Here is a 13,496-nt window from a genome sequence, read left to right as displayed (position 1 = left end):
AGCTGTGTGTACCTACACCCGAGAACCAACCGGGTCCACCGTGCGGACCGGGGACAGGAACTTACCTCGGCGAAACACTGCACCTGGAGGAACGTGCGGACCGAAATACTTCGGTAACACGGCCCTCGATCACAATGTCCACCGAATCACAATGTCCACCGAATTGTCTGCGAGCGCAGCGCACTGGCGACATTCTGCGCCGTCATCGAATAGATCGACGCACGCGCTCCGGCGCTGCCGCCGGCGACGTGCGGGCTCAGGAGGGTCGAATCGAATCCACGGAGCGGGCTCGAAATCGGTAGTGGTTCAACGTCGAACACATCGAGGGCAGCGCCGCCGACATGCCTGGAACGCAAGGCACGCGCCAATGCCGCGTCGTCGACGACAGCGCCGCGCGCCACATTGACCACGATCGCTCCGGTGGGCAACTGCGCAACTCGATGGGAATTGATCAGTCCCCGAGTTGATTCCGTAAGCGGGACGGCCAGCACCAGGACATCCGCGAGAGGCAGTAACTCGTCGAGTGGCACAAACGTCGCAGCCACAGTGTCACGCGGTCTCGAACGCGCGGTGACATAGACGTCGCAACCGAAGGCGGCAAACAATTCTGCACACCGGCGGCCGATCGAACCAACACCTACGACGCCGACCCGGCGCTGCGCCAGATCGCGGCAATCGCGCGTCAGGATGGATTCCTGTGGCCATCGACCATCGGTAACCTCGTTGTGCGCCCAGAACATGGAGCGGCACAACACACCTGCCGCGAGCACTGCCCACTCCGCAACCGAGTTCGCGTTTGCACCGGGAGTATTCGCCACCGGAACTCCGGCGGCGCGCCAGGCTTCGGCATCGATGAAATTGGTTCCGGCACCAGGCTGTTGGACGAGGAGCACATTCCGGCCGAGCTCTGCTTCCTCCTTGCCCAGTGGCAGATCACCACTCCAGTCCCCCACCACGACGTCGCATGTCGGCAACTCCGCACGGAGCGCCCCCGTGGTGCGCTCAGGTAATCGAACTACCTCCGCCTCACCCCTGACGGCGTCACGGATTGCGGTACCGAGTCCGTTGTCGGCGTCGGCCGTCAGCAGAAGTACTTTCTTCACGAGAACTCCTTCGCTGTAAGACGATGACTGTACCTTCGAAAACGCGGAAGCCGGCCTCCCAATCGAGAGACCGGCTCCATTACGCAGCAGCATATTTGGCAGGAACTTCTCAGATAGCTGCCTTCGCGCTGGCTGATGCCTTTGCCAAGAACTCGAGGCTCAGCGGGTTGTACTTCGCTGCCTGCTCGTGCTGCGGCCAGTGACCGCACTCCGAGTAGAGTTCGAGCTGAGCGCCCGGAATATCCTCGGCCATCTTCTTCGCTTCCGGAACATCACCGAACGGATTTTCCTGACCCCAGACCACAAGAGTCGGCGCCTTGATGAGTGCCATTCGATCCGGGCGCAGCAGGTTCCGCTGGCGAACCTCCATCTCCTGCAAGGAAAGGAGGTTGTGGATGTTGGCGACAAAGTCAGGCTGATGGTAGATCCGGTGACGAGCCTGAACCAATTCCTCGGTTGCATCGGCGGGATCATGCATGAGCAACTGCATACGTGCGCGGGTCAATTCGATGTCGTCACTCTGGACGGCCTTCGCGGTCGACGTCTTGATGCGCTCCATGACTACCGGGTTCGCGACTGTTCCGCCTGCTGCCAGCAACTGCAGCGACAGAACACGTTCGGGCTGCTCGCTGGCCAGGTAGGCAGCGACCCAACCACCGAGGCTTTCACCCACCAAGTGCACACGGTCCAGTCCGACCGCGTCGAGGTAGTTCACCAAATGCTCGACGTAGCGCGGAATCTCGTACGGGTAGTCAGGCTTGCCGGTGTAACCATGGCCGAGCATGTCGATCGCGTGAACCCGGTAAGACTCGGCGTGCGGTGCAATATTGCGTGCAAATGCCTCGAGGTGTCCGCTGGTGCCGTGCAGGAAGATCACGGCCTCGTCACCGGATCCTGCCTGCAGAGAGCGCGTGGGCACACCGCCGGCGTCGACGGTCGTCAACTCGAAATCGAGCCCGGCAAGTTCGTTCCAGATTGTCATCAGAGAAACTTCCTTTACTGAAGGTGCAGATTATGTTGTTGCGCTGTCTGTTCCAGCTGGATCGAGAATCGTGACACCCATACCGGTGAGCCACTCGGGAATCGCTTCGTAGGCAAGGCGTTCACCCGGAACGTAGTCGAGCATCGCGGCCATCATGAGCCAGGTCCGCAACTCCTGCGCACCGTTGCCCGCCTCGTCTTCGATCTGCTGCGTCGTGAACTCGGCAAGCTCACTTGCCTTGCCGCTGGCAAACAGATCAAGAATTCGGTCATCGAACTCCGGAGTGATCGCGGCATCGGCTGCGCGGATGATCTGGCGTCGCCGGACGTCGTAGTCGGACCAGTTCTCCCGGCCGTCCAGCCAGGCTTGAACCATGAAATCCTCGTCCTCACCGTGCGGATCCCGCCAGTCCGGCCAGGGCAGACGATGAGACAATCCACCGGACGCGATCACCACGACCCGGGTATCCGCCGGATACGACGCAACGGCATCCCGCAGGGCCTTCGCCACTTCCTCACATCGCTTGAACGTCGGGAGGGGCGGCGCGAATACGTTGACCACCAACGGAACTATCGGAACATCGATTCCGTCGAGAAGGTACTGAATCGCGTGAGACTGACCATGATCGATCTGCAATCGCGCCGAGTAGGCAAGATCGAACCGGCCACCTTCGATCAGCTCGTTTGCAAGGTGCCTGGCGAACTCCACGTCGACCCGTTGCGGCCCCTTGGGTGTTCCTGACTCGCCACTGGAAATGCACTCTCCGACGCCGAGAGTGAACGCCGGAATCAGATCCAGCCAGAAACCGCGAAAGTGGTTGGAGCCGAGAATCAAGACAACATCGGGTTTCGACGCCGCGATCTTCTCCCGGCTCAGATACAGCGCGTCCCGGAAGCGTTCGGCCTCCGCCTTGTGCGTCGTCTCTTCCCAATGGGTGTTCATCAAGGTGCTGTGGGAGGCACCGATACCCAGAACTATCTTCGCCATCAGTCGATTCCTACTTCCTCGAGCGAGCGGGTGACGGTGTCGAGGGCCACTCGGATCAGATACTTCGTAAATCTCTCCGCCGCAGCCAGGTCCACAGTGTTCATCCCCATCGCGAAGTCCACCTCGAACGGTGCGTCGACCACCTTGGGCATACCCACCCGAATCGTCGGGATGCCGCGGCTGCGCAGGATGTTTGCGTCAGTGGCTCCACTCGCGTCGAAGAAGTCCTGATGCGGCTCTCCTTCGGCAGCTTCCCACGCCTGGACTGCGGCGCGGCGCAACCACATTCGAGGGTCGGAACCCTCACCGGGGATGGCAAGAACCTGTTCGACGTCGATCTGCAGATCCAGCGATTGTGCGATCTCCGCAACGACGGCTTTGAGTTCGCGCTTGGCCGCGGTGGGCGTCGTCCGCGGGCTGAGCCGTAGATCAACGGTAAGGCGCACCTGCTCGGGGGTGAACGACGCTGTTCGCTCCCACCCGCCGCGGATGTTGGCAACGATCCCCTGAGGCGCAACCAAACCGTCCTGATGCGCCGCCGAGTACTTCGGGAACCATTCCTCCAACTTGGCGACCACCTCGCCGGCTGCGGTAATCGCGTTGCGGTACGGCAACCGGTGGCGCGAGCCGACGTAGGTGTGCAGACCGTGCACCGTGATCTCGAACCAGGCCAGTCCCACTTCTTCCCAGGAAACCGTCCAGCCGGGCTTGGCGATCAACGCGCAGTCCGCCCACACTCCCTGTTCCAGGAGGAACGAGCAGCCGACGCCCTGGCCGGTGTTGCGTCGGGGGTTTCCGACACCGGGGCGGGCATTGGTCGGCATACCACCGGCGCCGAATCCGAGCACCAGGTCACCGCGGAGCGGAATACCGGCTGCGGCAATTGCTTCGGCCGCCGCGACAATGCAGACGGCGTGGCCTTTGGGGTTCGACGCACCCAATCCGATCACGTAGTTTTCGTCGAACTGGGCGTGCGGCGTCAGATCCGCTCGCAGCTCATTTCCCACCCACGGCAGGTCTTCCGCCGGATCGCCGGTCGTGACGGTGTCGATCGGCGCATACAGCAACAGGTCCGGTCCGGACCCGTCACCGCGGAGCCTTCCCCACGAGTTCGCTTGCCGATCATCGAGATCCATTGTGTGGGCCTCGATGCCCGACGCTGCCAGGACCGCCGTGATGTGGCGGGCCAGCGGTGCTTCGTCACCCGTCGGACTGGGAATGTTGACCACCGAAGTGGCGAGATCCCGCAATCGCGCACGATCGACATGGGCGTAGGCTCGCTCGACCCATTCCCGGCGCTCGTCGCCTAGGCCTGCGAGAGCATCGGCCCTCGCAGTGGTCATGGATTGACCTGATGTACCTGAGTATTGCTGCGCTCGCCGGCCAGCTGCCACAGCTTGGGAACTGCCACTGCAACAGCGGCACCGATAGCGACAGCCGTCAGAATCTTGAACATGTATCTCTCCTATTCGCTGGTGCCGGTGGGAATCTGAGCGTCGGCGACAGGGGCCGAGCGGGGCGTTGGCGTCCGGCGCTCTCGGGTGGGCCTGACCGGCGCCTTGGGGGTGTGCTTGGCCGCGTCGGCGATCTTCTCGGCGTACTCTTCCTCTGCGAGATTTCGCCACGTCGTCAGCGACACGTCCGGTCGGTACAGCTTCTCCGGCGGTGCGTCGGTGACCTCGACCATCCACGCATCCTGACCCGAGAACTGACCGTGGAACAGCCAGCGGATCGCGCCGAGGTACTTGGCGTAGAAGCCCAATTTTGCTGCGCCGGAGACGAAGTTGACCATGAGGCCGACGTACTTGTGGTTGTCTTCGTCCACCGGGACGTAGAACTCGTAGTGAATGAACTTGGGGTACGCGATGCGCAGGACACCCGGCATGGACAGTGAAGCAAAACCGGGGAAGTTCTGAGCTGCGATCACAGGATTGACGTCCAGACCGGCGCCGACGTTTCCGATCTGCGAAATCTGGGTCTCGTCCGGCTTCTTCTTCCACCACCGCTTGTTCGTCCAGGTTCCCACGCCCGGGAATTCCGCCTCCCAGTACACCTCTTCCTGCACGCGGTAGATCCAGCGTCCCTCCGGAACGATGCTCGTGATGTTCCACGTCGGCATCGGCTTGAACAGACGCCACAATGCGGTGCGGTGCAGGTACTTCGCATGTCCCTCGTCGAAACCGTTCTCACATGCGAAGCGCCAGTTGCCTTCTCGGGGCTGAATCCGACCACCGACGATACCCTTGTTCTCCACCAGCTCACGCGGCAACTGGTCGTCGATGGACGGCGCCGGCTCGTTGGCGATCGGGATGTACACCCACACCAGACCGAGTCGCTCCTCGATCGCATAGGTCTGGACGTTCAGCTTGCCGCAGATCTTGGAATCCGGACCGTCGGTGATGACCGCGGCCAGCTTGCCGTCAGTGAGCCGGTACGTCCAGCCGTGGTACGGGCAGCTGACAGTTCCCGGGAACTGCTGATCGCCCTCGGACAACGGAACGCCGCGGTGCGGGCACCGATCGTGCAGGGCATATGCCTTGCCTGCGTCGCGGATGATCGCCAGCTTTTCACCACAGATGGTGAAGCTCTTGGGGTCTTTGGTGATGTGGTTCGACCACGTGACCGGGTACCAGTAACCGCGGTATCCGCTGCCGGCTGCGTTGTAACCCGGCCATGCCGTCCAATCCTGCCGACCGGCCGCTCGTGGCCGCTCGGGCAGCGCGAACGTGGCTTCCGACGCCTCGACACCAGTCATGTGAAGTCCTCTCGACACTGAACGTTTGAATGAAACAGATCTTGGGTGAGATTGCGGTCTACGCCAATGGATTCGGTTCGCTCAGCAGACCCGGACCACCACAGCGGTTCCGACGGCACACAGCACGCCATTGTCCGAATGCTCCCGCAATGCCAAAGTTAGTTGGTCACTGTTGATTTGGGACACTTCACCCGACACCTCGAGTGTGGTTCCGACGGGCGCGGGCGCACGATTCTGCCAGGAGACGGACACAACTCCTTCGTATCCACCGGCAAAGTGTGACGCGGCACGAAAGAACAGCGTGCCCTGCAACTGGGCCATGACCACCGGTGCGGACAACCCCTCCGTCTGCGCATAGGAGGCGTCGTAGTGAATACGGTGCGAATTGTGCGTCGACGCCCCGAATCGAAGGATCCGAACCGGATCGCAGACCAAGGTCACCGATTCGATCGGCGTGCCCACGACTACTGTTTCGGTCATCGGACGATGAACTTCTCGACGACCTCGGCGAATGCGCCGGACTGCGCACCCCGGTAAGTCTTGGTGACCGAGAGCAGCAGAAACTCGTCCGGAGCCCGGCCCTTGGTCGTCACGGTATCGAGTACTCGCCCTACGACGACAGCCTCACCCAGCGGGGCAGGTCGCAAGAAAGTCACACTCTGCCCGCCGGCCATCAAGCGCACGTCGATACCGTCTGTGCCCGGCACTTCGTCACGGAACATGCCGTCTGCTCGGTACTCTCGATCGGAGCCACCTTGCGGTCCTCGCAAAAGCGAAGGCAGATACATCGGATGGACGGCAAATGCCGGGTGCTCCGGGTCGAGAAACCGGGGGTCCGTCTCGGCGGTGGCAACCGCAAACGCAACCGACTCCGCCGGACGCACCGTTCCCAACTCTCGCGTTTCCCGCGTACCGATCATCGCCTCCGCGCGATCACGCGCGTGCTCGAGTTCTGTTCTCATGCCAGCACGCTAGGCATTCGGAAGTCTCACAGCCACGAACCGGGTTCGCCTGCCGGACCGCGATACTTCCCATACCGCTCACCTCGAGGTCAGGTATAGCCATGGCTGATCAACCGAAGAGCTTGTACGCCAAAGCAGATGGCGTCACATTCCATTACTACGACCTCGGCGAGGGCGACCCCACGATTTTCCTGCACGGAGGCGGCCCCGGCTGCACTGCGTGGTCCGACTTCGGGCCAGTGGCACCGCTCTTCGCCTCGGATCGACGAGCGATTCTCGTTGATCTGCTGCAATACGGTCGGTCCGACAAGTGCACCATCGCCGGCCCAATGTGGGACTTCCACGCCGCCAAGGTGGTTGCCCTGCTCGACGAACTCGGAATCGAACGCGCAGACTTCGTCTGCAACTCGTGGGGCGGCACCATAGCGCTCAATCTTGCGGCAAAGTACCCGGAACGCGTTCGCTCCCTGGTGATCACGGGCAGCATGCCCGTCTTCTACGGTCCACTCGCGCCGCTCCCCGAGGATGGCCGTCGTGGCCGCAACGCCCGCGACGTCTACTACGGCGGCACCGGCCCCACCCTCGAAAAACTCCGCACCTTGATCACCAGTCTCGAATGGTTCGACGGATCGAAGTTGCCCGCCGAAACCCTCCAGATGCGATACGAGCAAAGTCTCGACCCCGAAGAAATGGCCCTGGCTGCCTCGGCGGACTCACCTCGTGGCGATTGGCAGGATCTCACAGCTGAACTCGGCCAGATCCAGGCGCCGACGCTCTTCGCCTGGGGCATGCACGACGCATTCCTCACCCCGGACTACCCGCTCATGCTTGCGCGGATGATTCCCCATGGCCATCTCTACATCATGGACAAGGCGTCGCATCATCTTCAGGAAGAACGACCATACGACTACTACAGTGTAGTTTCGGGTTTCCTTGACCAACAGCACAACTGAACGAACGGTGATCGCCCCGACGGGCGGTGCACGGATCCGATTGGTACTGCTTCTCGGAATTCTCACCGCCCTCGGGCCGTTCACCGTCGACATGTATCTTCCTGCGCTGCCACAGATCACGCAGGAATTCGGCACGTCGGACACGATGGTTCAGCTGACCCTGACGGGCACACTGCTGGGTCTGGCTTTCGGCCAGTTGCTCATCGGCCCACTGTCCGACATCTACGGACGTCGACGTCCCCTGCTCGTGGGCACAGTAATTCACGTCGGCGCGTCGTTGGCCTGCTTCTTTGCTCCGTCCATCGAAGTCCTCACTGCGCTGCGAACCCTTCAAGGTTTCGGCGCCGCCGCGACAGGCGTGATCGCGATGGCAATCGTTCGTGATCTATTCACCGGACACGATGCGGCAGTTGTACTTTCGCGGCTGATGTTGGTCATGGGCGTAGCGCCCATCCTGGCCCCCTCCATCGGCGGGGCACTGATGTCCGTAACACAGTGGCGCGGAGTCTTTCTCGCTCTCTTCATCCTGGGCATCGCGATGATCGCACTCGCGGCAGTATCGCTGCCGGAAACACTTCCACCCGAGAATCGGTCGGGCAAGGGCATCGGCGCCATCGCGCGAAACTACATTGCGCTCGGCAAGGATGCCCACTTCATGGTGTTGGTGCTCGTGTGCGGTCTCGGCCGCGGCGTTTTGTGGTCGTACATCGCCGCGTCGTCCTACGTGATGCAGGAACAGTTCGGACTGAGCCCCACCGCATACGGATTTGCCTTTGCCGGCGGCGCCGTCGTTCTGATCGGTTCGTCCCAGCTCAACGTCGTGCTTCTCGGCCGGTGGTCGCCGAATTCCATCACGATCTGGGCAATGTGGGGCAGTAGTGCCGTCGGCGCTGCATTTGTTGTTGTTGCCGCCACCAACTCGTGGGGATTCGTCGGGTTTGCCGTCCCCATCCTGCTGATGCTCTGCGCAACGGGTTTTGTCATGCCCAACGCACCGGCGGTTGCACTGTCCCGTCACGGAGAAGCCGCAGGCTCAGCAGCCGCGCTGATCGGATTTGCGCAGTTCGGCGCTGCCGCTGTGGTTGCGCCCATCGTCGGCCTTCTCGGCAACACCAGTCTTGCCGTGGCCATCTCCATGACCGGGGCTTCGGTTCTCGGCGTGATCGCGCTGCTCTGCGTGCGTCGATAAAACGGTTATGCCGAGCGTTCGAGAACCGATACCTTCCGGCTGATCCCTTCGGCCGCCGCGCGCAACGGTTCGGCAAAACGCTCGGTGTCCATTCGATACCGCGGACTCGACACACCGATCGCGGCAACTGCTTCACCAAGTCCACCGAAGATCGGGGCAGCGATACTCGATGTTCCCAGGCGAACCTCTTCGGTCTCGACCGCCAACTGCTGCGAACGAACAGCGTCGAGTTGCCTACGTAACCCGTCTTCCGAGTTCACCGTCCGATCGGTGAACTCGACAAATCCGTTGCCTGTCACCGCTCGAAAAACGGAATCCGGTGAGTACGCGAGTATCGCTTTGCCGGTTGCCGTGGCATACATCGGCAGCCGGCCAGCCACCCGCGACGGCAGGTCCACCCCGTGATGACCGGAGATCTTGTCGATGTACAGAACATCGAGGCCGTCGCGAATCGCGAGGTGAACCGTCTCCCGGGTCGCCGCGTGAAGATCCTGCACATACGTCAAGGACACCTCGCGCAGAATACGTTGACGAGGAACCAACTGCCCCAGTTCGAAGAGCCGTAACCCCAACCTGTACTTGGTTCCGACCCGTTCCAGTAGACCAAGAGACACCAGTTCACCGGCTATTCGATGCACCGTCGCCTTCGCAACACCACTCCGATTCGCAAGTTCGGTCAGCGACAGCGCACCCGAATCCGCATCGAAGGAATCGAGTATCAGGCGCGCTTTCCCCAGCAACGAATGCATCGCCGAGCGCCTCCAGTACACAGAATGTGGTCCACCCAGCGGACCAAGTCTGCTCCAGTCTACTGAGGCATCAGATCTCCGCGCCCACGAATTGGCTGTTGTACAGACGGAAGTACGCGCCGCGGGATTCGAGCAGAGCCTCATGGCTCCCCTGCTCCACGATCCGGCCTTCCTCCATCACCACGATCAGGTTCGCATCACGAATTGTCGAAAGACGGTGCGCGATGACAAAGCTGGTTCGGTCGTTGCGCAGAACCGCGGTGGCGCTCTGGACCAGCAGTTCGGTGCGCGTGTCCACCGAACTGGTCGCCTCGTCGAGGATCAGGATGGACGGCTGCGAGATGAAGGCGCGGGCGATAGTGATGAGCTGCTTCTCGCCCGCACTGACGTTGCTGCCTTCCTCGTCGATGACCGTGTCGTAACCCTCAGGCAGAGAGTGCACGAACTTGTCGACGTAGCTCATCTCGGCCGCACGACGAATCTCCTCGTCGGTGGCACCAGGCTTGCCGTAGGCGATGTTCTCGCGGATGGTTCCACCGAACAGCCATGCGTCCTGCAGAACCATGCCGATCCGTGAGCGCAGATCGTCTCGCGTCATGTCGGCGATGTCGATGCCGTCCAAAGTGATTCGGCCCGAATTGAGTTCGTAGAACCGCAGGATGAGGTTGACGAGGGTGGTCTTGCCTGCGCCGGTGGGTCCGACGATCGCAACCATCTGGCCCGGCTCGGCAGTCAGGGACAGGTCCTCGATCAGCGGCTGTTCCGGCTTGTAACTGAAGGTGACGTTCTCGAACTTGACGCGACCCTTGTCGACAGTGGGCGACTTCGCGCTCTTCGGGTCCTCCGACTGCTCGTCTTGGTCGAGCAGCGCGAAGACCCGCTCGGCCGAAGCGACGCCGGACTGCAGCAGATTGGTCATCGACGCTATCTGCGTGAGCGGCTGGGTGAACTGCCGCGAGTACTGGATGAACGCTTGCACATCGCCGAGCGTCATCGTTCCGGATGCGACGCGCATGCCACCCACCACTGCGATGGCGACGTAGTTGAGGTTGCCCAGGAACATCACGGCCGGCATGACCAGACCGGAAATGAACTGCGCCTTGAAGCTGGACTCGTACAGATCCTCGTTCTGCTTGCGGAAGCGCTCCTCGACCTCCTGCTGGCGGCCGAACACCTTGACCAACTCGTGGCCGCTGAACGCTTCCTCGACCTGTGCGTTGATTCCGCCGGTGCTCTTCCACTGCGCCACGAAGTGCTTCTGTGAACGCTTCGCGATGAACGCTGTGACCATGATCGACAGCGGAACAGTTGCCACCGCGATCAAGGCGAGCAACGGTGAGATCCACAGCATCATCACCAGAATGCCCAGGACGGTCATCACCGACATGACCAACTGGCTGAGCGTCTGCTGCAAGCTCTGCGCGACGTTGTCGATGTCATTGGTCACACGCGAGAGAACATCACCGCGGGCATGGGTATCGAAGTACCGCAAGGGAAGTCGGTGAATCTTCTGCTCGACATCCTCACGCAACCGGCGAACGGTCCGCTGCACCACGATGTTGAGCAGATACGCCTGCAACCAACTGAACAGCGACGCACAGACGAACAACAGCAGCACGATCATCAAGACCTTGCCGACGGCGTCGAAATCGATTCCGGTTCCAGGCACAACTGCCATGCCGGACACCATGTCCGCGAGCTGACCTTGCCCCGAGGCACGCAATCCCTCGACAGCCTGTTCCTTTGTAGTGCCCGGCTGGAGTTGCTTGCTGACGATGCCGTCGAAGATCAGGTTGGTGGCGTTTCCCAGGATCTTCGGCGCGATCGAGGAAAGTACGACGCTTGCCGTCACCAAAGCGAAGATCAGGACGACGATCGGCTTGTCGGGGCTCAAGCGACCGAGGAGACGTTTGAGCGAAGGGCCGAAGTTCATGGCCTTCTTTGTGGGATCGCCGCCGCCGGGCGGGCCGATGGGAGGCGAGGAAGTCGGTCGATTGCTCATGATGCGTCCTGTACGGCTAGCTGAGAGGCGACGATTTCGCCGTAGGTGGGACAACTGACCACGAGTTCGTCGTGCGTGCCGATCCCCACGATGGCGCCGTCGTCGAGCACGATGATCTGATCGGCTTCCACGATGGTGGAAATACGCTGCGCGACAACGACGATGCAGGCGTCTTGCGTGACCGGCCGGAGCGCCGCACGCAGCCTCGCATCAGTAGTGAGGTCGAGTGCCGAGAAGGAATCGTCGAACAGATAGATCTGTGGCTTACGCACCAACGCTCTGGCGATGGCGAGTCTCTGACGCTGGCCGCCCGATACCGTCGTACCGCCTTGTGCCACCGGTGTGTCCAGGCCTTCGGGCATGGCGCGAACGAAGTCGGCAGCTTGGGCGATCTCGAGGCACTCCCACAGCCATTCGTCGGTAGCTTCGGGGTTTCCGTAGCGGAGATTGGTGGCGACAGTGCCCGAGAACAGATACGGCTTCTGCGGGACGAGACCGATCACCGAGCAGAGCAGTTCCGTGTCGATGTCGCGGACGTCGACTCCTCCCACCGATACCGATCCGGAGGTGGAGTCGATCAAACGCGGAATCAGGTTAAGCAGAGTTGTCTTTCCCGATCCGGTGCCGCCGATGATCGCCGTCGTCTTGCCGGGTTCGGCACGGAACGTGATGTCGCGCAATACAGGTTCCTCGGCTCCGGGGAACTGGAACTGAGCGCCACGAAGTTCGACGACTCCCGGGTCCTTCAGTTCTCGGACCGGGTTCTCGGGCGGAATCACCGACGAATCCGTGTCGAGCACCTCGGAGATACGTTCGGCGCACACCGACGCACGCGGCAGCATCACCGCCATGAAGGTGGCCATCATGACGGCCATCAGGATCTGCATGATGTAGCTGAGCATCGCGGTGAGCGAGCCGATCTGCATCGAGCCCTCGTTGATCTGATGGCCACCGAACCAGATGACCGCGACGCTGGTGACATTGCTGATCAGCATCACGAGCGGGAACATCAGTGCCATGAGGCGGCCGACGCCGAGTGCAGTCTCCGTCAGCTCACGGTTGGCATCGCCGAAACGCTCTACCTCGTACGGTTCCCGTACAAACGCTCGGACGACGCGGATGCCCGTGATCTGTTCGCGAAGAACACGGTTGACGGCGTCGAGGCGGCCCTGCATGACCCTGAATCCGGGGACCATCCGGGCAATCAGGAAACCCATCGAGACTACGAGCAGCGGGACGCTGATCCCCAGGATCCAGGACAGATTCAGGTCCTGGCGCAGAGCCATGATGATGCCGCCGACGCACATGATCGGCGCCATGACGAGGATGGTGCAACTCATCACGACCATCATCTGCACTTGCTGGACGTCGTTGGTGTTGCGGGTGATCAGCGAAGGCGCACCGAAGTGCCCGACCTCTCGGGCCGAGAACGTCCCGACCTGATGCAGCGCCGAAGCCCGGAGATCGCGTCCGACGCCCATGGCGACTCGCGCACCGAAGAAGACGGCACCCACCGAGCACAGGATCTGCGTGAGCGTGACCATCAGCATCATCCCGCCGGTGGAGAGGATGTAGCCGGTGTCGCCTTTCGTCACGCCGTTGTCGATGATGTCGGCGTTGAGACTCGGAAGGTAAAGGGCCGCCATAGTCGAAATAAACTGCAGGACGACAACGCCCGTGAGTTCACCCCGGTACGGCATCAGATAAGTGCGCAGCAGCCTGATCAGCATAGTGAGCGAAGGTTACCAATCCTGGCCGACATGTGCCGCTGGATATTTCGATACACAAAAACTGCTGTGCGCCTTTATTAACCG

At 61.6% G+C, this 13,496-nt stretch carries 12 protein-coding genes; 2 read left to right on the top strand and 10 right to left on the bottom strand.

Annotated features, from left to right (window positions below):
* Nucleotides 1–146 precede the first annotated feature (146 nt).
* The 7 genes from GN300_RS12750 to GN300_RS12720 all read right to left on the bottom strand — a co-directional run bounded on the left by GN300_RS12750 (nucleotide 147) and on the right by GN300_RS12720 (nucleotide 6,789).
* A complete protein-coding gene (locus tag GN300_RS12750) occupies nucleotides 147–1,103 on the bottom strand; it encodes an NAD(P)-dependent oxidoreductase (protein WP_063315225.1) in 957 nt (318 codons plus the stop codon).
* Nucleotides 1,104–1,212: 109 nt separating this feature from the next.
* A complete protein-coding gene (locus tag GN300_RS12745) occupies nucleotides 1,213–2,085 on the bottom strand; it encodes an alpha/beta fold hydrolase (RefSeq protein ID WP_019746500.1) in 873 nt (290 codons plus the stop codon).
* A 30-nt stretch (nucleotides 2,086–2,115) separates the two neighbouring features.
* Complete coding sequence (locus tag GN300_RS12740) at nucleotides 2,116–3,072, bottom strand: 3-(2,3-dihydroxyphenyl)propionate dioxygenase (RefSeq protein WP_007731630.1); 957 nt, start codon at nucleotides 3,070–3,072, stop codon at nucleotides 2,116–2,118.
* A complete protein-coding gene (locus tag GN300_RS12735; RefSeq protein ID WP_063315226.1) occupies nucleotides 3,072–4,415 on the bottom strand; it encodes a M20 family metallopeptidase in 1,344 nt (447 codons plus the stop codon). The genes GN300_RS12740 and GN300_RS12735 overlap by 1 nt, the downstream gene beginning before the upstream one ends.
* 122 nt (nucleotides 4,416–4,537) lie before the next feature.
* Complete coding sequence (locus tag GN300_RS12730) at nucleotides 4,538–5,827, bottom strand: Rieske 2Fe-2S domain-containing protein (protein WP_007731634.1); 1,290 nt, start codon at nucleotides 5,825–5,827, stop codon at nucleotides 4,538–4,540.
* Nucleotides 5,828–5,908: 81 nt separating this feature from the next.
* On the bottom strand, nucleotides 5,909–6,307 hold the full coding sequence (locus tag GN300_RS12725) for a hypothetical protein (RefSeq protein WP_007731636.1): 399 nt from the start codon (nucleotides 6,305–6,307) through the stop codon (nucleotides 5,909–5,911).
* Nucleotides 6,304–6,789, bottom strand: coding sequence for a MaoC family dehydratase N-terminal domain-containing protein (locus GN300_RS12720; RefSeq protein ID WP_007731639.1), 486 nt, complete (start codon nucleotides 6,787–6,789; stop codon nucleotides 6,304–6,306). The genes GN300_RS12725 and GN300_RS12720 overlap by 4 nt, the downstream gene beginning before the upstream one ends.
* 101 nt (nucleotides 6,790–6,890) lie before the next feature.
* Here GN300_RS12720 and GN300_RS12715 point away from each other — a divergent pair, with 101 nt between their 5' ends.
* Both GN300_RS12715 and GN300_RS12710 read left to right on the top strand, forming a co-directional pair.
* The gene (locus tag GN300_RS12715; protein WP_007731641.1) at nucleotides 6,891–7,742 is read left to right on the top strand and encodes an alpha/beta fold hydrolase; all 852 of its coding nucleotides are present in this window, start codon (nucleotides 6,891–6,893) and stop codon (nucleotides 7,740–7,742) included.
* A gap of 7 nt (nucleotides 7,743–7,749) precedes the next feature.
* A complete protein-coding gene (locus GN300_RS12710; RefSeq protein WP_054780783.1) occupies nucleotides 7,750–8,931 on the top strand; it encodes a multidrug effflux MFS transporter in 1,182 nt (393 codons plus the stop codon).
* A gap of 5 nt (nucleotides 8,932–8,936) precedes the next feature.
* Here GN300_RS12710 and GN300_RS12705 read toward each other — a convergent pair whose 3' ends face one another.
* The 3 genes from GN300_RS12705 to GN300_RS12695 form a co-directional block, all read right to left on the bottom strand.
* Entirely contained in the window at nucleotides 8,937–9,680 is a 744-nt protein-coding gene (locus GN300_RS12705; protein WP_007731643.1) for an IclR family transcriptional regulator, read from the bottom strand.
* Nucleotides 9,681–9,750: 70 nt separating this feature from the next.
* Nucleotides 9,751–11,682 (bottom strand): ABC transporter ATP-binding protein, encoded by a 1,932-nt coding sequence (locus GN300_RS12700; protein WP_007731644.1) that lies wholly within the window; start codon nucleotides 11,680–11,682, stop codon nucleotides 9,751–9,753.
* Nucleotides 11,679–13,412: an ABC transporter ATP-binding protein gene (locus tag GN300_RS12695; RefSeq protein ID WP_063315227.1), complete on the bottom strand. Its 1,734-nt coding sequence runs from the start codon at nucleotides 13,410–13,412 to the stop codon at nucleotides 11,679–11,681. The genes GN300_RS12700 and GN300_RS12695 overlap by 4 nt, the downstream gene beginning before the upstream one ends.
* Nucleotides 13,413–13,496 lie beyond the last annotated feature (84 nt).

The organism is Rhodococcus sp. Ni2, from assembly GCF_021352185.1.
GTDB lineage: Bacteria > Actinomycetota > Actinomycetes > Mycobacteriales > Mycobacteriaceae > Rhodococcus_F > Rhodococcus_F qingshengii.
Note: the sequence above shows the minus strand (reverse complement) of the source record. Positions and strands in the feature narration are given on the sequence as shown.

What these genes read in the sequence shown, in the direction of transcription:
- GN300_RS12700 (WP_007731644.1), bottom strand. Translation starts at nt 11,682, where the DNA reads ATGAGCAATCGACCGACTTCCTCGCCTCCCATCGGCCCGCCCGGCGGC.
- GN300_RS12715 (WP_007731641.1), top strand. Translation starts at nt 6,891, where the DNA reads ATGGCTGATCAACCGAAGAGCTTGTACGCCAAAGCAGATGGCGTCACA.
- GN300_RS12745 (WP_019746500.1), bottom strand. Translation starts at nt 2,085, where the DNA reads ATGACAATCTGGAACGAACTTGCCGGGCTCGATTTCGAGTTGACGACC.
- GN300_RS12730 (WP_007731634.1), bottom strand. Translation starts at nt 5,827, where the DNA reads ATGACTGGTGTCGAGGCGTCGGAAGCCACGTTCGCGCTGCCCGAGCGG.
- GN300_RS12705 (WP_007731643.1), bottom strand. Translation starts at nt 9,680, where the DNA reads ATGCATTCGTTGCTGGGGAAAGCGCGCCTGATACTCGATTCCTTCGAT.
- GN300_RS12695 (WP_063315227.1), bottom strand. Translation starts at nt 13,412, where the DNA reads ATGCTGATCAGGCTGCTGCGCACTTATCTGATGCCGTACCGGGGTGAA.
- GN300_RS12725 (WP_007731636.1), bottom strand. Translation starts at nt 6,307, where the DNA reads ATGACCGAAACAGTAGTCGTGGGCACGCCGATCGAATCGGTGACCTTG.
- GN300_RS12740 (WP_007731630.1), bottom strand. Translation starts at nt 3,072, where the DNA reads ATGGCGAAGATAGTTCTGGGTATCGGTGCCTCCCACAGCACCTTGATG.
- GN300_RS12735 (WP_063315226.1), bottom strand. Translation starts at nt 4,415, where the DNA reads ATGACCACTGCGAGGGCCGATGCTCTCGCAGGCCTAGGCGACGAGCGC.
- GN300_RS12720 (WP_007731639.1), bottom strand. Translation starts at nt 6,789, where the DNA reads ATGAGAACAGAACTCGAGCACGCGCGTGATCGCGCGGAGGCGATGATC.